Genomic DNA, 24,157 nt, shown 5'->3' on the forward strand with positions numbered 1-24,157 from the left:
ATCATCTGCCCTGTAAAGAAGGAGACGCGTTCCTTCAAATGAGCTTGCGTCAACAGCAGCTTTGCACCAGAATCCTCTAGCATGTAACGGATACGTGCTTCCGGGTGAGCGGGATCAAACGGCACATAAGCTCCGCCCGCTTTCAAAATCGCCATCACAGCAACAATCATGTTGAGCGACCGATCCGCCATGAGGCCCACGAGCGAGTCCGCCCCTACCCCCGTATCGCGAAGCGTCCGTGCCAGCCGGTTCGCCTTTGCGTTCAGTTCTCCATACGTCAGATATTCGCTGCCCAGCGATACCGCTGTTTGCTCCGGTATTCGCGCCGCCTGCGCTTCGAACAGCCCGTGAATCGTCTGCTCCCTTGGGAAGTCGGCAGCCGTTGCATTGAACGCTTCAACAATCTGCTTCCGTTCCGCTGCGCTCAACCAATCCAATTGTTGCAATTCCGCGTCGGGATTGGCAGCAATGACCTCCATCAGGCGCAAGAAATGCTGCGATAACCGTTCCATACTCCGGCGTTCAAACAACGCCGTGCTGTACTCCAGCCGCCACGCAATCGTATCTTGCCTATCCCAAGCTTCCATGCTGAAGTCGAATTTGGATACAAGGCTCTCCACCGCTTCTGCACGAATGGCTAGTCCCTCGACGCTATATTCGCTGGCATCCGCATTTTGCAGAATGAACATCGTATCGAACAGCGGATTGCGGCTCAGATCCCGCTGCATATTCAACTGTTCCACCAGAGCTTCAAACGGATAATCTTGATGCTCGAAGGCAAGGAGCGATTGCTCCTTCACCTCCGTCAAATATTGCCGGAACGTCTTCTTGCCCTTCGGCGCGCCCCGCATAACGAGCGTATTGACGAATACGCCGGTCATCTCATGCGTATCGGCATGGGATCTTCCCGCCACAGGCGTTCCGACCATAATATCCTCCTGTCCCGTATACTTCGCCAGCAACACTTGATAGATTGCCAGCAGCACCATGTACAGCGAGCTTTCCGACTCCGATGCCAAGCGGCGCAGATTCTCAGCCACAGCTTGCCCCGTCTGAAAGGTGAGCTCACTTCCGTCAAACTGCTGCACCGACGGCCGGGCAAAGTCTGCCGGAAAGTCCAGCGTCGGCAGCTCGCCTCCGAGCGAATCCAGCCAATACTCCCGCTGCTTCTGCAGTGCTTCGCTTTGCAATTGCCGCTGCTGCCACGCCGCATAATCCTTGTATTGCAGCGCCAGCTCGGGCAGCGTATCGCTTCTGTAGAGCTTCCATAAATCAGCTATATAAAGATTCATTGACACACCGTCGGAGATGCTATGATGCATGTCCAGCAGCAGGCTGTACTGCTGTCCGTCTATTCCCCCAGCTAATTGAACTAATTTGGCTCTGAACAAAGGAGCTTCTCCCAGATCAAATGGCTGCACAAAATCCGAGACGATCTGAGCGCTTATTTCAGCAGTATCTGTTTCTTCATATTCCAGTTCGAATGAAACAGAGGCATGAATTCGCTGAAACGGCTTACCATCCTTTATCGCAAAGGACGTTCGCAAGCTTTCATGACGTGATACGAGCGACTGCAGTGCAGTTGCCAATCGGCTTCTGTCAAGCGAGCCTGTGACAACAATATGCTGCGGCATATTGTAATGAATATTCGCACCCTCCAGCTGGTGCAGCACGTACATCCTTTTTTGCGCTGAGGATACTTCATATTCTGTCTGCTTCGCGATTGGCTCGATCGGCTGAAAAACAATCATGTCCGCCCCTTGGATATAGGCGGCAATTTCCCGAATCGTTGGCATTATGAAAAACTGCCTAAGCGGCAATTCGATGCCAAATGCTTTCTCTATCCGGGCGATCATCATTATCGCTTTCAGGGAATGCCCTCCCGCTTCCAAAAAACGATCATAAACGCCAACTCGATCAACTGCGAGCACCTCTTGCCATAATTCCGCCAATGCTGCTTCTATTGTATTGCCAGGCGGTTCGTACGGAGCACCTATGCTGGGCTCCCCGACTAATTGCAATAATGCCTTGCGATCGGCTTTTCCGTTTGGCGTAAGAGGAATCGCATTCACCTGAATAAACTGTGCCGGTATCATGTACTCCGGCAACGATGCCGACAGATAGGCCCTCCACTCGGAGACGGAGATTTCCCGGCTTGCCGCTATATACGCACTTAGATACCGCTGTCCACTGTCGTCCGTCTTGTCTAAAACGATGGCCTGCTGGACGTCATCATGCTTCATTAGCTGCGACTCGATCTCGCCCAGCTCGATCCGGTAGCCGCGGATTTTCACTTGATGATCGATCCGGCCCGCATACTCCACGTTGCCGTCCGGCAGCCATTTGGCTAAATCTCCCGTCCGGTACATTCGCTCCCCTCCGGTGAGGGGACTTGACGCGAACTTCTCCGCAGTCAGCTCCGCACGGTTCAAGTAGCCCCGCGCCAGCCCTTCTCCCGCGATGCACAGCTCACCCGTTACGCCAATCGGCTGCAATTGACCGTTGGTGTTCACGATTAGCAGCCGATTATTATCGATTGGCTTGCCGATCGTCATTCTCGTCATGCCCGGCTCGCAGCGCAAATGCGACACATCGACCGTTGCCTCCGTTGGCCCATACAGATTAACCAGTTGCACACGCTCGCCGAATAAGCGGAAGAACGCCTCGGCTTGCGGCAGCGGCAGCGCTTCGCCGCTTACGAATATTGTCTTCAAGCTCGCCGCTTGGCTTAGGCCCCGGTTTCCGCTTCGCTCCATCTCCAGCAGGAACATTTGGAACATCGAAGGTACAAAGTGAATGACCGTCACTTGACCCTGCGCGATCGTCTCGACAATCATCCGCGGATCCTTTTCCCCTTGCGGGGGAAGCAGACGCAGCTGCTGGCCGGCAATCGCCCACCAGAACAGCTCCCATACAGACACGTCGAACGTTACCGGCGTTTTCTGCAGCAGCACGTCACCATCCGTCAATGGATACGCCTTTTGCATCCAGTGCAGCCGGTTAACGACAGAGTGATGCTCGATCATAACGCCCTTCGGCTGACCCGTCGTCCCTGACGTATAGATAACGTAAGCCAAATGTTCGGGGCCGCTTGCGGCCTCCAAGTCCGAGCCGTCCGATCCATATGCGGCTTCATCCTCAAGGACGATAACCTGTCCTTTATAGAAGGAGACATGTTCTTTAAGATGAGTCTGTGTCAACAGCAGCTTTGCACCAGAATCCTCTAGCATGTAACGGATACGCGCTTCCGGGTGAGCGGGATCAAACGGCACATAAGCTCCGCCCGCTTTCAAAATCGCCATCACAGCGACAATCATGTCGAGCGACCGCTCGGCCATGAGGCCGACGAGCGAGTCCGCCCCTATCCCTGCATCTCGCAGCGTCCGAGCTAACCGGTTCGCCTTTGCGTTCAGTTCTCCATAGGTCAGACTTTCGCTGCCCAGCGATACCGCTGTTTGCTCCGGTATTCGCGCCGCCTGCGCTTCGAACAGCCCATGAATCGTCTGCTCCCTTGGGAAGTCGGCAGCCGTTGCATTGAACGCTTCAACAATCTGCTTCCGTTCCGCTGCGCTCAACCCGTTCAATTGTTGCAATTCCGTATCGGGATTGGCAGCAATGACCTCCAGCAAGTGCAAGAAATGCTGCGATAACCGCTCCATACTCCCCCGCTCAAACAAAGCCGTGCTGTACTCCAGCCGCCACGCAATCGTATCTTGCCTTTCCCAAGCCTCCATGCTGAAGTCGAATTTGGATACATGGCTCTCCACCGCTTCTGCACGAATGGCTAGTCCCTCGACGCTATATTCGCTGGCCTCCGCATTTTGCAGAATGAACATCGTATCGAACAGCGGGTTGCGACTCAGATCTCGCTTCACATGGAGCTGCTCCACCAGAGCTTCAAACGGATAATCTTGATGCTCGAAGGCAAGAAGCGATTGCTCCCTCACTTCCGCCAAGTACTGCCGGAATATCTTCCCGCCCTTCGGCGAGCCTCGCATAACGAGCGTATTGACGAATACGCCGGTCATCTCATGCGTATCGGCATGGGATCTTCCCGCCACAGGCGTACCGACCATAATATCCTCCTGTCCGGTATACTTCGCCAGCAACACTTGATAGCTTGCCAGCAGCACCATGTACAGCGTGCTTGCCGACTCCGACGCCAAGCGGCGCAGTTTCTCCGCCACGGCTTGATCCGTCTGAAAGATGATCTCGCTTCCGCCAAACTGCTGCACAGACGGCCGAGCGAAGTCTGCCGGGAAGTCCAGCGTCGGCAGCTCGCCGCCGAGCATATCCAGCCAATACTGCCGCTGCTTTTGCAGCGCTTCGCTTTGCACTTGCCGCTGCTGCCATGCCGCATAATCCTTGTATTGCAGCGTCAGCTCAGGCAGCGTATCACCTCTATAGAGCCTCCATAAATCGGCAATAAACCAATTCATCGACACACCGTCAGAGATGCTGTGGTGCATGTCCAGCAGCAGGCTATATTGTTCTCCGCCTATTTTTCCAGCTAAGTGAATTAATTTGGCTCTAAACAAAGGAGCTTGTCCCAGATCAAACGGGTGTACAAAATCCGATATGATTTGAGCGCTGATTTCGGTTTCATCCTTTTCTTCATAGGCCAACTCGAATGGAACAGAGGCATGAATCCGCTGAACCGGCTTGCCGTCCTTCATCGCGAAGGACGTTCGCAAGCTTTCATGTCGCGATACGAGCGACTGCAGTGCAGCCGCCAATCGGCTTCTGACGAGCGGGCCTGTGATGACGATATGCTGCGGCATATTGTAATGAGTACTTGCACCAACTGCCTGTTGCAGCACGTACATCCTTTTTTGTGCCGAGGATACTTCATATTCTGTTTGCTGAGCGATTGGCTCGATCCGCTGATAAACAATCGAGTCCGCTCCTCGAATTAAAGCGGCAACTTCCAAAATCGTCGGTTTTCTGAAAAACTCTGGCAATGAAAGCTCAACCTCAAATTGTTCGCTTATCCGAGAAACGAACAACGCAGCGGTCAAAGAGTTCCCGCCTAAATTAAAAAAGGAATCACTATCGGCAATATCATCTCTTTTCAAATATCGCCTCCACAATGAACGAAGCTTGTCTTCTACCTCCTGCAGATCGGACGGCGAATGCACGAAAACGCCGAACGGAATCTGCAGCAGCTTTTCAGCAGTCGGGTAATTCAGCGGGGTCAAATAAGCTTTATGAATAAGCTGATCCTCATTAACCAAAGTAAACGACCAGTCATCAGACTGAAAATTCTGACTATAAGGCTCGATACTCTGTGCTTGAGTGATGACTAATGAATCTTTGGCTGCAACGCATTCAGCCCCCAAATCCTCCACCACGTCGACGTATGGAATTTCGTCCGCAATGCTTCCCGTTTCCAGCCTGCCATGCAGCGTGCCCGATTCGCCTGACGCACATTGCCAGCCGCTATTTTGCAGAAACGTCAGAAAGGGAGCATTCCTTCCATTATCCTTATAGGTGCATTCCAGCAGCGTCCTATCCTCTTCTTCGCAAAAATGCTTCACACAAACGAGCACAGCTTCTTCAATTTTCCGGCCGAGCACCCTGCAACTCAGCAAAAAAGTATCAATCCGCAATGAATCTGATAACACACGGGCTATCACCAGACCACATAATCCGTAATTGCCGAATTTGTCAGAAACGCGTATCGTCCAAATCCGATAGTCCGGATCTTGGGCGAGCTGCATCAGCTCTCTCTCATCGCGAGGAATAGAAGACAAGACGAACTGGCTCGTACGCGAAGTAAGCTGTGCCGCTCGTGTAAGCTCAGCAGGCTGTATCCTTCTGATCGACATTTTGATCTGGAGCCGTTCTAAATATTGATGGTACGTATCGTTTACCGAAGCTTCCTTCCTGCGGTTTTCCGCCGTATACATGGCCGATCTTTCCTGATCCTCTTGCGTCACTTTGTGGATATCCAGCGCCCAGACATGGTTCATAAAAGGTACGAATGCTTGCTCATCGCCAGGAAGCTTGAGCGCCAGCGCTTCCGGACAATTCGTCATGACCTCCATGCACTCGGTTAAGCTGTCATCTATGAAAATGATGGAATCACTAGAGACGTTCAAATCGCTGGCGATCTTCCTAAGGTTAGCTGACTTGGATTCCCAGTTAATCCGATGGGCAACGATATGCTCCCGCTTCAAAACCATGGCGGCATTATGGTCAAATACATCCCATACATCGGATTCATTATTTTTGCTGCACAATGCTAGCAGAAATCCCTCCTCTATTTTGCCAAGGAGCAGTTTTTGGAATAATTGATGATTTTCCGTAATCTCAACGCCGTCATACCCGTCTTCGCCGCAAATACCCTTCCATAATGTGTTGTCGCAGTCTAGGGCAAACACTTTGAATCGACGCATCATGTAGGCTCGTATATTTCGAGCAAGCATCGTCCCTAGAGCGGCGTAATACTCATCCGAATATGGGATGTGACCGATTTTGTCGCCAATCTCGTTATAAGGCTTTTCTATCTGATAAATGGATTCAATTGCATAAAAATCCTTCACGTAAACATTAGGCGTATCTTTAAATGTAAGCAAAAGCTTCTGGTTTAAGTTGTTTAATTGTTTCATCACCATCGAGGAAAAACGGGAATTGGATGATGGCGGCAGTATACCAATAAACAGGGGGCTGGAAAAATCCGACTCTTTGATCGCTTGCGTCAGCTCATAGTAATAACCTAGCAGCTTTAATGATAAATCTTCGTCATCTTCCGATTGCTCCTCTCGGATCCAATCCTCGAATCGGATTAAAGCAATGTTCAATCCATCGATATTAGCGGCGAATAAACTGTCAGAATTGACGAGCTGTTGGAAAACTTGATGGTACGGCGCAAATTGAACGCGAAGCTCTATATCGAATTGGCGGCTCCACCATCGTAGATGATCCAGTAAAGGTTCAGCGGTAAACGTAGCAGCAACAACGATATCCTTCGTCCTCTTCAGCACGTTGTTCCCATTGCTGAAACTACCTTTTGTATTCGTCATAACTGCACCAGCCTTTCGAAAATTCGATTGTAATCGACTCTGTTAGGCATGTCCATTCTAGATGGGGTTCTTTAATACAACTATTAATTATATAATCGTTATATCCGCCTCCCTATGTCCAAATCTATCCAATTTATGTTCGTTTCTACTATTTTGATAAAATTAACCTAGTAGAATATTTACTCGTTGCTACGCCAAAAAACCTCAGAGAAATCCTCTCTGAGGTTGGTTATTTTCTTGAAAGGTCAGTCTACTGCCCGTCAAGGTTTCCCCGCGTTATTGTAAAAATAGGCGCTCCAGCGCCTTAAGAAGGCAATGTGGCCATCTTCCCCTTGTACCAAAGAATGTAGCAGAGCACTACGCTGACAGCCACATAAGCTGCGATCATTCCGACGATCCCAATCCAGCCTAACTGTCCGTACAGCAAGCCGCCGCCCGTGCCGCTAACGCTGGAACCCACATAGTAGAAAAACAAATACAAGGCGTTGGCCTGTGACTTATGGGCATCGCCCACCAATCCGACCCAGCTGCTGGCGATAGAATGGCCGCCGAAAAAGCCGAAGGCAAACAGCGCTAAGCCTACAATCTTCACCCATAAGTGAGAATGAAGAGTCAGCACCGCCCCTGTCAGAATTATAGCCAGGGCAAGGACGATGACGCCAGTCCGGCCGTAACGATCAGCCAATCTGCCCATCCAGGTGGAACTGAATGTGCCCATCAAATAAACGACAAAGATGCTGCCTGCGATCGATTGGCTTAGATTAAACGGTTCGCCGGTTAATTCAAAGCCAATGTAATTAAACAGGGTGACGAAGCTGCCCATCAGCAAAAAGCCAAGCCCATACAGACAGAGCAGCCGAGGGTTGCGGCATTGCGACCATAGCAGCGGGATGACCCGGTTCAGCTTGGCGTTCTGTTTGATGAAATGACGGGATGGAGGAATGGTTACGAAAAAAAACAACGCGGCGGCCAGACCTACCGCTCCCATTCCCCCAATAGCTGCCCGCCAGCCGAACCAGTCCGTCAGCAGGCCGCTTATCATTCTCCCTGCCATGCCTCCAATGGAATTTCCGCTAATGTACAACCCCATCGCATAGCCTAGACTTCTAGAATCGATTTCTTCCACCAAATAAGTCATCGCAATAGCCGGCAGTCCAGCGAGCGCTACTCCTTGCAAAATACGCAAAAGCAGCAGTATCGGAAAATGAGGACTGAACGCCGACAAAATGGAAATGACGGATGCTGCAATTAGCGAGACCGTCATAATCGATCTGCGGCCAAACGCATCGGATAACGAGCCGATGAACAGCATCGTCAATGCCATCGATACCGTAGTAACCGACAAAGTCAAGCTGGATTGCGTCGGTGTAATGTCAAATGCCGCCGTCATCTCAGGCATTAACGGCTGCAAGCTGTATAATAATGCAAACGTGACGAATCCGCCCGCAAACAATGCAAAACTGATGTTGCGGAAAGACTTTGTACCTTGTTGAATCCTCATTTCCTCCAACCTTCTTCATTGAGCAAGCTCCGGCTGCCTTGACAGGACCGGGACCGGTTGACCGGAACCCGCCCATTTATTTAACGAATAGCTTCCGCTCCATGTGCGTCAGAAATTCAAAGCCGTCAGCCGTCACGACAACGGTATCCTCAATCTGAAAACCGCCGGCGCCCAGCTCGTAATAAGGCACTTCCACGCAGAGCACCATCCCCGTCTCCAACGTGCGGTGATCGCCAGGCGCTAATGTAATATCGTCGTACAGCTCCAAGCCGATCGCATGTCCGACATGCTGACGCCGGTAATGAGGGATGCCTTCCTTCTGTACTCGGGCGACAGCTGCTTGAAATACATCAGATGCTTTGACTCCGGGGCGAATGAGGTCCAGCGCCTCTTTCCAGCCGCTTAATACGGCTTCAAAGTGACGAGTCATCCAAGGCGTTGGCTCTCCCAGCACCGCGGTCCGTCCTGTATCTCCCCAATAACCGTCCAGCTGCATGCATAAGTCGAAGCGAACTTGGTCACCTCGCTCAATGGTACGGAAATAATTCTCGATCAACGGCAGCGCACTGCGAGGCCCTGCGCCTACCGCCGTCATGGCAGGCGTGCCGCCGCCTTTCATGACGGTTAGCCGGTAATGCTCGGCCAGCTCTCTTTCGTGAACACCGGCAGCGATTAGATCAATCAATTGCTGTTCGATGCTCTCATTAAGTGCAGCCGAACGTCTCAATCGCTCTAATTCAAACGGTGTCTTGATTTGGCGGATTTGCCGAAACAGCTTATAGGCCGGCAGCGCTTGTCCGCCGGGAAGCCCTTCGGCGAACCGGCTCAGCAGATCTGGTGTGATTCTCATCTCATCAACGCCGATGGGCTGACCCTTAAGCCCCAAATCCGCCGCCGCAGCCTCTAAAGCTTCAACGGGTCCGGCGTACGTTTTGACGCTCTGGAGCAGGGAGTAGAACAAATCGATGTCCGGCGTGGACGGTTTGCCCTCCACAGAACCTTCTACGAAAAAGTCGCTGTATACATAGAGATCAGCGCTAGTAATGCCCATCTGCGCGATGACGCCGAGCCGGTTAGTCGGAATAATGAGGCATGGACGCAGGCTTGGGTCTCTCGGCAGCAGCGCATAAATCTGCATCGTCCAGTTGGTCGCACGAAGCGAAGAGCCCAGCACATAATGTACATTTTCAGGAGTAGTCGCCACTATTGCTTCTAAACCGTTCGCTGTCATCAGCTCTTCCGCACGTGACCGGTTTACCCCAGATTCTCCTAACGAGGTTATATCATTCATGATGTTTATGACCTCCTTTTATTCTGTCCGCTGCCAAGCAAGTTTTCTAAACCTGGCGCCGAACGGATAACCAGCTTAATGGCAAAAAACAAGGTAAGGGCAAATGCGATAAGAACGACAGAGACGACGGCAACGGTCGGGTCCTGCCATTTCTCCATATACAGAAAGAGCTGGATCGGCAATGTGTAGCTGCCCTGCCGCAATATAAGCAGCGCGGTCTCCACCTGATCGAATGTGAATACGAAGGCAATCGATCCTGCCAATAGAAGGGAAAGGCGAAGCTGGGGCAGCGTGACCGTGAAAAAAATACGAAATGGACCCGCCCCAAGATCTGCCGCAGCTTCCCGGTGCGCCGCATTCAGATTAGCCATTGCACTGCCTACGATAGACAAGACAAATGGCAATACAATAACGGCCTCGCCCAAAATCAATGCAAAAAGCCCTCCGGCAATGTGCATTTTAGAAAATAAAATCAAATAAGCGACGCCGAGTGTAATTTTGGGCATGACCATCGGCGACATGAAGAAAGCACGCAGCACACCGCTTCCCCGGAACGGGTACTGGATGATTGCCAATGCAGCCAGCGTACCGGCGACTAGTGCCAATGCAACGGCACCTGCCGAAGCGGCGATGCTGTTCAGAAAAGCTTGCAGAAATTGCTTCTGATCCGCCAGCTTGCCATACCATTCCAGTGTCAGCCCCTCCGGCGGAAACTTAGTCGAGGCGCCCATGCTGACGGAGGTCAAAATAATCATCAACAACGGCAATAGCAAGTACAATCCAACTGCTCCGGCACAAACGTATAACACCCATTTGAAATCCGCTGCTTTTTTCCCCATCGTTAGATCCTCCCCTGCCGGGTGCGCCGGAACATGAGCCAATCCGCACCCTTATTGACAATGAGCGATACCGCGATCGAGGAGACGAACAGAAAGATACTCGCTACGGCCGCCATCGGCCAGTTGGTATCCAGTGTCCGCTGATAAATAAATACGGGAAGCGTCATAACCCGTCCGCCCCCTATCAGTTGTGGCGTCGTAAAGGCGGTCAAACAAAGCGTAAATACAATTTGCACGCCGCTGGCGATCCCCCTTGCCGACAAGGGGAATGTAATCGTGAAGAAAGTACGCCACTTGCCCGCTCCAAGATCATGAGCGGCTGCCTTTAGTTGATTGTCACTTTGAGAGAGCACATTCAACAGCGGGAACACCATGAACGGCAAAAAGATATGAACAAGGGCAATCACGACGCCGGTCTCGTTGTACATCATGTCGAATCCGCTGTCGGTTAAACCCAGATGGATAAATAACCAGTTCATAAAGCCTTGGCGGGAAAGCAGCAGCTGCCAGCCGTAGGATCTTACGACGGCGCTGACCAAGAGCGGAAGAAACGTCAACAGCAGCAGCGTTTGCTTCAGCCCCGGCCTGCGCAGACCGGCCATGCAGTATGCCAAGGGATAAGCAAGCAGCAGGCTCCAGAACGTTACTTTCGCTGCGACGCGAAATGTTGTCCCGATAAGCGTCCAATAATAAGGGTCGGTCAAGAAGGCGCGGTAAGCCTGTCCGTTCCAATCGCGCACCAGACTTCCGTTGTCGTACAGATCAAAGCTGTATCGTCCGAAAATTAGCAAGCCGCCCAGATAGACAACGCCCATTAAAGCAATGGCGGGTAAAAGCAGCAGCAATTGAGCGGCCCAGGGACGGTTCCCGTAGGTGAACAACCCGACAATTCGGCTTGCTGCCCGCATCATAGCGCTGCCTCCCCGTTCCCGGGTGAATCATCGTTCAGGAGCAGGCCATCCTCGGGATTAAAGCCAATTTGCAGTGTATCGCCGACGCTATAACGGATATCACCCCGTTGATAAAGCGAGCTTGCCTGCAATTGGAATCGTCCGCCAATATCGAGTGTGTACCGAATGCTGGCGCCGCCGTAGACGCTCTCGATTACCCGTCCTTCTAAGCGGTTTGCTGAATGACTCGCGGCTTCACCGAGTCTGATGTACTCATATCGGATAGATAGCGGACGCAAGCTGCCGGAAGGGATGGGCGAACTCCCCTTCTCCTGCCGGATTTTAAAAGTACTGCCGAAGCATTCCACACTCACGAGATCTTGCTCGGTTCCCAGCACCTTAACCTGAAGCAAGTTAGTGTCACCAATAAATTTAGCGACAAATCTGTCGGCAGGCCGTTCATAAATCTCGTCCGGCGTAGCGTACTGAAGCAGCTTTCCGCCTCTCATGACGCCAATCCGGTCGGACATATTCATCGCCTCGCTCTGGTCATGCGTGACAAATATAAAGGTACCTCCGAATTCACGCTGAATCCGTTTCAGCTCGCGCTGCATATCGAGGCGAAGCTGCATATCCAGCGCCGACAGCGGCTCGTCCAGCAGCAGCACCTCGGGCTTGTTGATCAAAGCGCGTGCAATCGCAACGCGCTGTGCTTGACCCCCGGACAGCTGCGAGACGGAACGCCGGCTATAATCCCCAAGCTGGACCAGCTCCAGTATTTCGTGGACGCGCCGTCTGATCTCGTCTTTTGCAACCTTTCTCACTTTCAAGCCGTAGGCGATGTTGTTGTAGACATCCATATGAGGAAACAGCGCAAGCTGTTGAAAGATCATATTCGAATTCCGTCCGTAAGCGGGGATGCCGGAGACATCCTTGCCCGACAGCAGCACTGTCCCCTCGTCTGGCTGCTCGAGACCGCCGAGCAGCCGGAGCAGCGTCGTTTTGCCGCAGCCGCTTGGCCCCAGCAGCGACACGAACTCTCCCCGTTTTACTTGCAACGACACCTGATCAACGGCAATGTTGCCCGCGTAACGCTTTACAGCATTCCGCGTTTCTATTGCTATTGTTGTCTGCCCGTCGCTCATCGTGCTCCCCTCCTATCTATCGCTGCTCGGCCAGCCGGCTTACAGCTTTGTTTTCACAAGACGGTCCCATTGCTCTTTCCAGGCAGAGCTGCTCTTCGCAAGCGCATTCCAGTCCGGATTAATACCTTTACTTTGCTCCTCAACAGAGAAGGAAGGATCGTTTTTGTATTTATCCGGAACTGCAGCAGCGGTACTCGTAACTGGCGTTCCTGTCACTTCGGCATAACGGGACAACGCCTCTGCGCTAAGCAGTTCATTGATGATCTCATTGGCAACCTTCTGCTGCTCAGGCGTCGAGCCTTTTACAACTTGCAATGAATAAGGGAAGGAAATCGCTCCTTCTTTCGGATAAGCGACTGCAAGCGGTGAACCGCCGTCGATCCACGTTTGCGCAACTTGCGCGCTGAATGGTGCAATGAGGGCATCACCGGAATCCAGCAAACCTTTCAATTGATCATTGGATGTAACGAGCGTACCGATCTGGTCGCTGTGCTCAGCCCAGAACTTGAATGCTGGCTCCGGATTTTCGTAAGATGCTCCCAGCTCTTCGCCCTTAACGGCAATCAGAGGGGACAAGTAGGAGTAGAACATATAATCCCAAAGCGCCGATTTCCCTTTGAATTCCTTGTTGTCCCACAGGTCATTCCAGCTTGTTGGCGGCGTCTTCACCAGGTTTTTGTTGTAAACCAATGCGAAGCTCGATACGCCCCATACGATGCCTTTGTTATCAGAAGTGTGGAATTGCTCCGGAATATCTTTCATATTCGTAACAATGCCTGTGTCCAGCGGTTCCCACATATCGTCGTTCAAGCCTTTCGCAGTCGCGTCGGCATTAAAGTAGCCGAAGTTCACGATCGGGTTGTTAGGATCGGCTTGCTTGCCCGCTACCATTTTCGGATACATGACGGAGTTGGAGGACTCTTCGAAAGTGACCTCTACGTTTGGATGTTTTTTGACATACTCGGCTACTACTTCTTTCGGAACGGTATCCTGATTGGAGCCTGCCCATATAAACATTGTTAATTTAACCTTTTTGCCGCTTCCGGCATTGTCCGGATTATCAACAGCCGGGCTATTATTGGTGTTGCCTCCGCCGCAAGCTGAAAGCACCAGCATCAGGGCAAGCGTGAGTGTCAGCCATACAAATGAACGTTTACGTGTTCCATTGAACATATTCGATCTCTCCTCTTGGTTGTTCGTTAGTTTTTTATCGTTTGTTTCTGCAGTCTGACACGCCAATTAACAAAGCTCGATTCCCATGCGCAGCTTTTCCATTAGATTCGCCACTTCATGGGTGGCTACTGGACCGTCATTGTTGGATTGGCTTAAACGCTCGATCTCCGCCATCGTTTTTCGCTTCAGGAAGTCACGAAGTGAAATCGGATAGCTGCGCAAGGCGGCGTTGACTGCCAGCTGCAATTCATCCGTCCACAAAGTTTCAAACTGCTCTCTTGCATTGCCGAAGCTGAACGGCTCCTCACTTCTTGTGCGGCTGGCGCGCAATTTGGCGGTTGACGCTTCATCGAGCCGATTCGCTTTCACCTCTACGCCATAGCTTTCACGTGCTTTGGCGGCCGACAACAATCCGCTTTGCACATCCTTCATTACAAGAATGGGGTCTCTTTCGAACGGATCGCCGTAACCCCCGCCGCCCTGAGATAGAAACGTTACCGTTTCTCCCGGCTGCAGCAGCAGCTCGTCAATTCTTCCCAATGCACATTCATCGGTTAATCCGGCATTCAGAATAGCTTCTCCATGCTCGCCGACACCGCCGCCAAGGCGACCCCAAGGCTGGAACTGCATACGCTCCATATTTCTCGCGGTCATCACCGTGTCCGGACTGAGAATTCGAACACGCAAGTCGATACCGCTGCCGCCCCTATATTTTCCCGCACCGGCTGAGTCGGCCCGCAAGCCGTAACGCTCGATCAAGATCGGCATTTCCGCTTCAACGGTTTCAGCCGGTATGTTGCGCAAATGTCCGACAGCAAAGTCCATGCCGTCAATGCCATCCTTCATCGGCCGTGCTCCGGATCCCCCGCAAATCGGCTGGATAACGCCTACTTTTTTCTTCCCGTCCGAAGAGTCCGTCATCGCCATCATGACGATGCATGCCTGACCTGCTCCGGCAGCGGGCAGCTTGCTGCTCTGCGCCTGGCTTAGTGCGCCGGTAATGACGTCCATCACACGGATAAAAGTCGCCGCCCGCGCGCCCACTGCAGCCATCGGCTCCGGATTGAGCACCGAAGCGGATGGCGCATCGTTGCTCACCATACGGATCATGCCGGAATTCCAAGGAATCGTAGGATCGATCGTACGGAAATAACGGATCAGCGCCGGGACCAGCATATAATGGCCCTGCTTGTTATGCGTCGGTATATTGAATGAAGCTCTTACTTGCGGGTCTGTTCCGTTGAAATCCAGATGAATGTCCGAGCCGGCAATCGTCATCCGGCACCGGAGCCGAATCGGATAGCCTCCCGGACCCTTCTCCAGATAATCCCAGAAATCATAAGAGCCATCGGGTATATCAGCAACGATTGCCCGCCCTTTCAGCTCGGCATATTCCAGCAGACTCTCGATTCCCTGTTCCACTTGGGGAGCGCCGTATCTGGCGATCAACTCTTTAAGCCGGGCCTCGCCCCGATTCAGCGCCGCCATAAGCGCCTTCAGATCGCCGAGATTTTGCTCGGGAATACGGCTATTGTCCAGAAGCAGCCGAAGCACTTGCTCGTTGGGCTGTCCGGCTTCATACAGCTTGACCGGTGCGATTCGTATCCCTTCCATATGAATATCGTAAGCGGTTGGCGACACACTGCCGGGAACTTTGCCGCCGACATCGGAGGAATGGACAAAGCACATGCCAAAGGCGATGATCTGACCCTCATGGAAATAAGGCTTGATCAAATGAATATCCGGCAGATGAGTGACCATCCCTCCAGTCGTATAGGGATCATTGCAAATGACGATGTCGCCTTCCTGCCAATTATCGATCGCCTGAATCGCCGCAGCTGCCGGAATACCGAGCGACAAGTTGTAGCCCGTGTCCAGCGGCGAACCAAACGTCTCTCCCTTCGGCGAGAGCAAGTAGGTGCCGAAATCGCCGGTTTCTTTGACAAAAGCGGTAAACCCGGTACGAAGAACAACATTGGCCATCTCCTCGACCGCAGCCTGAATCCGGTTATTGAAAATTTCCAGGAAGACTTTATCTGTAATCATCATTCAGCCTCCCCGATCATATTGCCATTCGCATCTCTATAAATCGAGAATCCGGGCGGGATGAATACCGTGGTGTCATACTCTTCAATGATCGCCGGACCGGATTTCCGCTCTTCGAACGGAAGCTGCTCCCGCCCCAGCACACTAGCCTCATACTGTCGGCCGTCAAACGTAATCCGACGGACCTCGATCGGCTTATCGCTAAAGGCTAACGGCTGACTGGCTGCCACACTCTTGTTGGGTAGTACGCCGACGATCGTAGCTCGCAAATTGACGAACATGACCTCTGCCTCCGGCTGGCTAATGCCAAAGACCGTCTCATAGAGAGCATGAAACTTCGCGACAGCTTGTACTGGAAGATCAATTTCTTCAGCCGTTAGCGTCACTTCCATATCGAAGGCTTGTCCTTCGTAGCGCATATCGGCGCTGTAAATGACGTAAATGCGCTCCGGCTTCACTCCGCCGCGAATTTCCTCCTCGATCCAGCGGCGTCCTTGCTGCTCCAGCCCGGAAAATCGGCCAGCAAGCTCAGCTTCATTCAAATGGCTGCTGTTCTTATGATACGTGAACACAAAATCATTGCGCAGATTCGCAACTGTGCAGCCCATTGCACAAAGCGTTCCGGGGGATGGCGGAATGAGAACCCGGCGAATGCCAACTTCCCGCGCCATTAGAAAAGCATGCATGGGCCCCGCTCCTCCATAAGCGAGCAGAGTAAAGTCGCGAGGATCGACACCTTTACGCGCCATCAGCGGTGAGAACTGCGCGTACATGTTGGCTGTCGCCACATCCAATATCGCTTGCGCCGTCTCCGTCGCATTCAGCCCGAGCTGATCTCCCAACCGTCGAAGTGCCTGTTCCGCTAAATCAGGAAATAGCTGCATCTGACCGCCGAGAAAACGATCTGCCTGCAAAATACCGAGATGCAAATACGCATCCGTCGTCGTAGCCTGATCGCCGCCCCGATTGTAGCAAGCGGGACCTGGCTTAGCCCCCGCGCTGCGAGGTCCTACCTTCAGAACGCCCACCGAATCGACCCAAGCGATGGAGCCTCCGCCAGCACCAATTGCGGTTACATCTACCGCCGGAATAATAACAGGGAAATCACCCACTTGATTTTCCGTGGAATACGCCGGTTCTTTGTCTATTAAGGCAACATCTACGCTCGTCCCGCCCATATCGAACGTCACCACTTGAAAGATTCCTGCTTGCTCCGCAATATAGGTTGCGCCAATGACGCCGGATGCCGGACCGGACAGAAGCGTCCTTACAGGTTCTGCAGCCGCTCTTGCAGCTGTCATGATGCCTCCGTTGGACATCGTCGACAGCAGTGTTGCTTCAACACCATATTGTCCGATTCCAGCTTGCAGTCTATTAAAGTACGAACCCATTCTTTCACCTACATAAGCATTCATAACCGTAGCTAATGTTCGTTCGAACTCCCGCTGCTGCGGCCAAATCGCGCTGCTTGTACAGATGAATAACTGCGGGTAACGCTCGCGAATGAGCTGCTCGGCCTGCCGCTCGTGCTCGGCATTCGCATAGGCATGAAGAAAGCTAATCGCCAGCGCTGTGACGCCCTCTTGGACAAGCTCGTCAACTGCCTTCAACAACTGCTCCGGAACAAGCGGCCTAAGCACATTCCCGTCCGCCAGCAGCCGCTCATCAACTTCCTTCACAAGATGCCGCGGCACTAACGGCAGCGTTTTGTCTCCGTATAGATTGGTCGTATTCTCAAGCCGAAGCCGGCGAATTTCGAGTACATCGCGGAACCCTTTCGTCACCAGCAGCCCGGTAACCGCTCCGTTTCTTTCAATTAATGTGTTGACTCCAAGTGTCGTACCATGAACAAACAAATCGATTTTGCCCGTGTCGATGCCTCGAGCTTGCAGTTGTTCCAGCGCATGAAAGATAGCTTGCTCGGGCGCATCAGCAACCGAAGGCGTCTTCAGTGCAGCGACAACCTGACCTTCGCCATTGGTAACAATCGCATCCGTAAACGTACCGCCAATATCTATGCCCAACCGGTAGATGGCATCCATCCCCTTCACTCCTTCACCTTGCGCAACCTGCTAAATACGCTGCTCTTTATTTTTGATCGCAAAATAACGTTTAACGTCCTCGATCATCTGATTGATATGCGTAACCATTGCCGCTTCCGCCTGTTCCGGATTACCTGCCGCTATCGCATCCAGTATCCGCTGATGATCCACGACCAGCTCGCTGCCTACCGAACGACGGATATAGGCGGTCTCCATAAAGTCTCTGCTCGTCTGCCAGACTAATTGAACGGCATGGAAGAGTACTTGATTACGGGCCGTAAGCGCCAATATCGTATGAAATTCACGATCTTCCTCGTAAGGAATCATATTTTTGGACAACAGCTTCAATTGGGCGGCTATCGATTCTTCCAGCAAAAAGATATCTTCCTTCGTCGCCCGCTGAGCAGCCAGAGAAGCGATTTCCCGCTCCAGTGCACGTCTGGCGACAAGCACATCAAGCAAGGCGGATTCTCCGGAATTGTTCAACAGCTGAAGCAGCCGGACATTCACGTTCTTCTGCTGAAGCTCCCTTTCAAGGAATGAGATGCGTTTATTTCCTTCATCCGTAAGAATCCGGCCTTTCCGGCCTTCCAGGACAGTAAAGCCCTCCACATCCAGTTCCATCAGCTTTCGGCCGATCGTTGCTTGACTCAAATCATATTTTTTCCCTAGCGTATGAACCAATGTACTAGCCCCCAATGGAGCTTCGGCATTCAACAATTCCTTAAGCAGCTCATACTCGAGCTGCAAGCTCTGTAATTCCAATGTCATTCTGCTCATCCTTTCAGGCAATCAGTATCGTTCTTGATGTCGCCTTACGTTGTTACTCATTGATGATTAATCGGATTATAACGCTCTTTCGACAAATAATCAACTATTCACACCAAATTAGTGCGGATAATATAATGCTCGCTCGATTTTTGTTGAAAGCTTGCCGCTTTCATTCAGCACAGCTGACATTGCATGGGATGGAAACCGTTTGAAAAAAATTGTGAAACCGCCTAAATTTGTTGTCCACAATACTATAATCGTCATAATTCCCCTCCAATAAAATAGGTCCTGTACTTTTTTTAATGTCCGCCTCCTCTTTGTCGAGTTTTGTGTAAATTCGACAAATTTTGTAATTCTCCTTTTTTTCCCAATCGTTTTTCAGCTTTTCGCATATTCCTCTGCACTATAAACAAAAAACCTCCCCACCCTCCACCGAAGTGGATGATGAGAAGGTTTCCTTAGTTTCGCTCTTTATATAGAAAACTCAGGTTCCTGGCTCCCATGATAATTAGTCAAAAACTTCTTGGTTCGATCCGAACGAGGGTTTAAAAACACTTCTTCCGGCGTTCCGTCCTCTACTATAGCCCCTTGATCGAGAAATAGAACTCGAGTCGCCACTTTTCGGACAAAGCTCATTTCATGGGAAACCAGCAGCATCGTGTTTCCCTCTTCAGCAGCTTTTCTGATCGTATCCAGCACTTCGCCAACCAGTTCGGGATCGAGCGCCGAGGTGGGCTCATCGAACAGCAGGATTTTCGGCTGCATAGCCAAAGCACGAGCAATCGCAACGCGCTGCTGTTGTCCCCCCGATAACTGCTTGGGATAATGGTGGATTCTGTCGGATAACCCCACTCTATCGAGCTGCATCTTGGCGATATGCAATGCTTTTTCCTTTGGCATTTTCTTGACAACAATTAATCCTTCCATTACGTTTTCAATTGCTGTTTTCTGACGAAACAGGTTGAATTGCTGGAATACCATTGCCGTGTTTTTGCGAAGCTCCAACGTCAACGCTTTCGTACGCTTGGCCATATCAACCTCAAGATCACCAAACTTGATTATTCCTTCATCCGGGATCTCAAGAAGATTGATAGTTCTCAGCAATGTAGATTTTCCCGCTCCGGAAGAACCGATGACCGCAACAACCTCTCCCTTGTTAATCGTCAAGTCGATATGATCCAGAACGGTATGCTGCCGGAATGATTTGGTTAATCCGCGAATTTCAATCAAGAATCACATCTCCTTTTCTTTTTCTGAGGCTCTTGAAATCGATATCGAAGCGTTTCTCCAGCAGAGCAATCACACGTTCGATCAATATCGTCATGGCCCAATAGATCAAGGCCAGCGCACAGTAAGATTCAAAAAACCGAAGATTATTTCCGGCCAAAATCCGCGACTGCGCCGTCATTTCGACAACCGAACAGACAAACGCGAGAGAGGTTCCTTTCATTAATCCAATCAGAGAGTTTCCGAGCGTTGGCAGCGCAACGATGAAGGCTTCCGGAAGAACGATTCGTCTCATGACCTGTCCATAAGTCATTCCCAGTGAATGGGCCGCTTCGGTCTGACCTTTGTCTACGGACAACAACGCCGCACGGATGACTTCCGAATTATAAGCTGCTTCATTTAGCGACAAGGCCAATAAAACATAAAAGATCGCCGGAATAGAATTTATATTGTAGCTTGTTTCATGGAAATGGTTGTAGTATTTCAGAATAAGCGGAATACCGGCGTATGACAAATACAACTGTACCAGAATAGGAGTACCTCTGATAAAGGAAATAAACACAACACTAATTTGATAAAGTACAGGAATTTTCTTCATTTTGATGATGGCAAGCAGGAGTCCCAGCAGGAGTCCCGCGAGCATGGATATTACGGTAAGCTCAATCGTAACCGGCAAGTATTTTAACAGTTTAGGAATCAGTTCGAACACAAGTTCCACATCAAATAGATTAGGCATCATAATGTCCCTTATTGGATTTCAGGTGCAAAGTCACCATGGAGATATTTTTCGCTTATTTCGGAAATCGTACCATCCTTGATTAATTCCTTGATTCGTGTATTGACGTCTTCAAGAAGCTGTTCGCTGTTCTTCCCTTTGCTGAGGATGAGATAGCTGTAAGGTACGCCAATCCGGTCCGAATCCTCCTGTGACAACGGTATCGAGTCAAGCTTGAGATTGTATTCTTTAATGTACAGCTGGAGCATCGCACCATCCAATAAGGCGAAGTCTACGGAGCCGGTCTCTACCTTTTGCAGCACAGTTGCCAGCTCAGCCTCCGAATAGTTCAAAACAACCGGTTTTTTAGCTGCGTTCTTGTTATAATTCTCCAAGGCAACTGTATAGTTTACGCCGGGGCTTACTTCGGTAGTTTTGCCCTCCAAATCAGTGAAGTTTTTGATGTCGTCACGACCTGCTTTCAAAGCAATGACGAATTTATTTTTGGAGATTGGATCCGTATAAAAGTATTTCTCCTTTCTTTCCTTGTTGCTGGCGAAATTGTTGGCGCCAATCTGATAACGATCGTTGTCCAATCCGGCAAAGATCGAAGGAAATTCGGTTTTTTCAATATTAATTTTGTATTGAGGCAAACCTTCAAAAATAGCTTTTACAACTTCAATATCGTATCCGTCATTTTCATTGTTATCGTTAATATAAGTAAAAGGCTTGGGAGCACCGCCTGTAGCAATGTTTACCGTTGTTTGCTCTCCATTTGCCGGATTGCCGGCCGTTCCGTTACCGGCAGTATCATTTTTTCCGCAGGCTGCTATGACGATTATAAGCAGTGCAGCTATCACGCCGATGCTCATCATTTTCGTTATTCTCATGTCTTGTTAGCCCCCTATTTATTCTGCAGAAATTTTTGTTCAGGATCAGTGCTTTTGGTTTCTCTGTCATGCGGCTTTGACCATAGCTCTTCGTAATGGATCTGGTCCCAGAAGCGAGTGTTATAGTCTATAAAAACGCCAGATTTGTTGGCATTGGATTTGGCCATGTCACGCAAATAGGTATTATTTTTGAAAGCCGGGATTTCATACAAGTCGCGTGCGTACCCCCAAATATTTTTGAAGTCGACGATACGGTTGCGAATAGGTCCCAAATATTTAAAGTAGTAGGTGTCAAACCGGGCCAGTGTCACGAACAAGCGGACATCCGGATCGGTAATGTAATCGCCGAATAAATAGCGGCTCACACCCAATCTTTCCTCAATGGCATCAAACGCCTTATACAATTTATCGTAAGCGTCATTATAAGCCTCTATGGACTTTGCGAACATCGCCTTGTATACGCCATCGTTCACGTTGTGATACAAGAAATCATTATAGCTGTCGATCTCTTCTCTTAAGTGAACGGGATACAAGTCCGGCGCTCCTTGCTTGTGCAGCGACGCGAACTCTTCCTCCAAATAATTAGTCAGCCATACATAATCGTTGTTAACGACTTTCCCCGTTGTAATGTCGACGACTGCCGGCACCGTCGGTCTTCCTTCATATTCAGAATCGGCCGCCTCGTATAGCTCACTCAAGAACCGCACGCCCAGCACGGGATCGATCCCGCTCTCGTCATACACGAATTCCCACCCGCGTTTCTGCTCGGAATTGCCATGGCCTACTAAATTAATGCTGATCGCTTCTTCTAGTCCCAGCAACTCCCGCACGATTGAGGCACGGTTGGACCAATGGCAGCCTTTTGCCCATATGAGACGGTAGCGGCCTGCTTCCACCGGCAGTTTGCTTTCTCCTTCTCCAAAGGGAGTGGTGAAAAAGTTTTTCTGACGGATAAAGTATCCCTTATCATTAATCTCTTGTTCGACTCCTGTCGATGCTTTGAATTTACTCAATGAATCCCATCTCCTCTAGCTTGTCTTCATTTAGGTATAGCGCCATCCCCGTTTTCATCCGGCGAAAGCCAAGTCGTCTATAGAAATCTACGGTGTCTGGATGAGTATATAAGACTACGTTGCATTGTTTTAATCCTTTCAACAGATCCTCGATAATCAATCTTCCAATTCCTTGGCTGTGGTAGCCGGGATCCACCGCTATATTGTAAATTCCGGCCTGAGACACACCATCTGAGATCGCACGTCCGAATCCGATCAGCGTTTCTTCGTCATAAACGAAAGTGACACGGTAGCTGTTTGTGAAAGCCTGCTGATGGATTTCTCCAGGGGCTTCTGACAAACCGAATAGCTTCATAAGTTGAGCGACCCGCTCCCAGTCTCTATTGAGACAATCGTTATAAATGTTCAGTTTCATATCGTTTTCCATAAAGCAGCCTCCCAATTTAATTCCAAGTAAATTCATATGATATTCGAATTATAAGTTGAGGCACATTTTTTATATAGTAAAAAACAGAACTACTAAAAAGGGTTTAAAAGCATTGACATCAACTGAAAAAGTAGATAGTATCTTCATGATCAAATCCAATCGGAATTATGTGATTTATATAGAGATTGAATCATTGTTTCGAATGATATGTAGTTTCAAAGGAGGACTTAATGAGCCATTCTCACGGAAACCTATACCCTTATCATCCGCACCAGCCTATCTTTGAAAATGTGCTGGATACCTATAAGCAATACCGTACGGACAATTCCCCGCTCTTTCATGGGGGTTTGATCTTTTATGGATTTTATATGAATGATCTAAACATGGATCGGATATTCGTTGTCCCCGATGGCTGTCTGCATCTCGTTATTTGTTGTCATAAGGAGCATCCATCGGGCAATATTTGCGGAAGTATTTTCAAGGGGAGAGAGGGGGTCTTCGTTCGCTCTAATTGTGAGTATTTCGTTATATGCTTTATGCCCGGGTATGCCGAGTTTTTCTTCAAGTATCCGATCGGTGAATTCAGTGAGCAGGAGATACCGGTGCAGGATATATTTCCGCATGCAGAAGAGTTGTTGGAGAAAATGGCTGAGCAAACGAGCTTCATCGAGAGGATTCGCGCTTTCGAAAAATTTTACCTGAAGTATTTTAACAATGTCATAGAGATCCCCCTTCTCGTTAAGTATGTGACCGAAAAAATCATCGTGAACCGGGGAACTTTGGATGTAAAGGGACTATCACTGGATACCGGATATTCGAGCAGATATATGCTGAAGAAGTTTGAAAAATATGTCGGCCTGCCTCCCAAGCTATTCAGCCGTATTGTACGGTTTCAGAATGTCATTCATTCGCTGGAATATCAGCATTATGATAAGACGATGGACCGTATTTCTGAGCTGGGTTACTTTGACCAGAATCATTTTATTAAAGAGTTTAAGGAGTTTAGCTTTACGACGCCAAAAAAATATCTTCAGCACATCCATGTGCCAGCGGATGTACACGATATTTCTGACTCGGATATATGAAAAACGGGATGGAGCAGATATTCCTTCTGCTACATCCCGTTTTGATTATACGCAATCAGCTCAAGCTTGCTGTCGCA

General features: G+C 50.2%; 16 protein-coding genes. 1 reads left to right on the forward strand and 15 read right to left on the reverse strand.

The genetic code is table 11. From position 1 onward, the window contains the following. The 15 genes from IEX98_RS24700 to IEX98_RS24770 form a co-directional block, all read right to left on the reverse strand. On the reverse strand, nt 1-7,025 hold a 7,025-nt coding region (locus tag IEX98_RS24700), incomplete at its 3' end, for a non-ribosomal peptide synthetase (protein WP_188892371.1). 304 nt (nt 7,026-7,329) lie between these two features. Continuing rightward, complete coding sequence (locus IEX98_RS24705; protein ID WP_188892372.1) at nt 7,330-8,526, reverse strand: MFS transporter; 1,197 nt, start codon at nt 8,524-8,526, stop codon at nt 7,330-7,332. A gap of 76 nt (nt 8,527-8,602) precedes the next feature. Continuing rightward, nucleotides 8,603-9,817, reverse strand: coding sequence for a M24 family metallopeptidase (locus tag IEX98_RS24710; RefSeq protein ID WP_188892373.1), 1,215 nt, complete (start codon nt 9,815-9,817; stop codon nt 8,603-8,605). Nucleotides 9,818-9,822: 5 nt separating this feature from the next. Then, nucleotides 9,823-10,656 (reverse strand): ABC transporter permease, encoded by an 834-nt coding sequence (locus IEX98_RS24715; protein WP_188892374.1) that lies wholly within the window; start codon nt 10,654-10,656, stop codon nt 9,823-9,825. A gap of 2 nt (nt 10,657-10,658) precedes the next feature. Next, on the reverse strand, nt 10,659-11,567 hold the full coding sequence (locus tag IEX98_RS24720; RefSeq protein ID WP_188892375.1) for an ABC transporter permease: 909 nt from the start codon (nt 11,565-11,567) through the stop codon (nt 10,659-10,661). Then, on the reverse strand, nt 11,564-12,691 hold the full coding sequence (locus IEX98_RS24725; RefSeq protein ID WP_188892376.1) for an ABC transporter ATP-binding protein: 1,128 nt from the start codon (nt 12,689-12,691) through the stop codon (nt 11,564-11,566). The genes IEX98_RS24720 and IEX98_RS24725 overlap by 4 nt, the downstream gene beginning before the upstream one ends. A 39-nt stretch (nt 12,692-12,730) precedes the next feature. Further along, the gene (locus IEX98_RS24730) at nt 12,731-13,864 is read right to left on the reverse strand and encodes an ABC transporter substrate-binding protein (protein ID WP_188892377.1); all 1,134 of its coding nucleotides are present in this window, start codon (nt 13,862-13,864) and stop codon (nt 12,731-12,733) included. A gap of 66 nt (nt 13,865-13,930) precedes the next feature. Next, nucleotides 13,931-15,913 (reverse strand): hydantoinase B/oxoprolinase family protein, encoded by a 1,983-nt coding sequence (locus IEX98_RS24735; RefSeq protein WP_229692373.1) that lies wholly within the window; start codon nt 15,911-15,913, stop codon nt 13,931-13,933. Continuing rightward, entirely contained in the window at nt 15,910-17,952 is a 2,043-nt protein-coding gene (locus IEX98_RS24740) for a hydantoinase/oxoprolinase family protein (RefSeq protein ID WP_188892378.1), read from the reverse strand. The genes IEX98_RS24735 and IEX98_RS24740 overlap by 4 nt, the downstream gene beginning before the upstream one ends. Nucleotides 17,953-17,982: 30 nt before the next feature. Beyond that, a complete protein-coding gene (locus tag IEX98_RS24745) occupies nt 17,983-18,723 on the reverse strand; it encodes an FCD domain-containing protein (RefSeq protein WP_188892379.1) in 741 nt (246 codons plus the stop codon). Between the two features lie 471 nt (nt 18,724-19,194). After that, nucleotides 19,195-19,953 (reverse strand): amino acid ABC transporter ATP-binding protein, encoded by a 759-nt coding sequence (locus IEX98_RS24750; protein WP_188892380.1) that lies wholly within the window; start codon nt 19,951-19,953, stop codon nt 19,195-19,197. Further along, nucleotides 19,946-20,689: an amino acid ABC transporter permease gene (locus tag IEX98_RS24755; protein WP_229692374.1), complete on the reverse strand. Its 744-nt coding sequence runs from the start codon at nt 20,687-20,689 to the stop codon at nt 19,946-19,948. Before IEX98_RS24755 ends, IEX98_RS24750 begins: the two co-directional genes overlap by 8 nt. 8 nt (nt 20,690-20,697) lie before the next feature. After that, nucleotides 20,698-21,555 carry a transporter substrate-binding domain-containing protein gene (locus IEX98_RS24760; RefSeq protein WP_188892381.1) on the reverse strand — a complete coding sequence of 286 codons (858 nt, stop codon included), beginning with the start codon at nt 21,553-21,555 and terminating at the stop codon, nt 20,698-20,700. 14 nt (nt 21,556-21,569) lie between these two features. Then, nucleotides 21,570-22,568 (reverse strand): glutathione S-transferase C-terminal domain-containing protein, encoded by a 999-nt coding sequence (locus IEX98_RS24765; protein WP_188892382.1) that lies wholly within the window; start codon nt 22,566-22,568, stop codon nt 21,570-21,572. Then, nucleotides 22,561-22,995, reverse strand: a complete 435-nt coding sequence (locus IEX98_RS24770; RefSeq protein ID WP_229692375.1) for a GNAT family N-acetyltransferase — start codon at nt 22,993-22,995, stop codon at nt 22,561-22,563. The genes IEX98_RS24765 and IEX98_RS24770 overlap by 8 nt, the downstream gene beginning before the upstream one ends. Nucleotides 22,996-23,225: 230 nt before the next feature. Here IEX98_RS24770 and IEX98_RS24775 point away from each other — a divergent pair, with 230 nt between their 5' ends. Next, a complete protein-coding gene (locus IEX98_RS24775; RefSeq protein WP_188892383.1) occupies nt 23,226-24,080 on the forward strand; it encodes an AraC family transcriptional regulator in 855 nt (284 codons plus the stop codon). Nucleotides 24,081-24,157 lie beyond the last annotated feature (77 nt).

It is taken from the genome of Paenibacillus radicis (ex Gao et al. 2016), assembly GCF_014641555.1.
GTDB lineage: Bacteria > Bacillota > Bacilli > Paenibacillales > Paenibacillaceae > Pristimantibacillus > Pristimantibacillus radicis.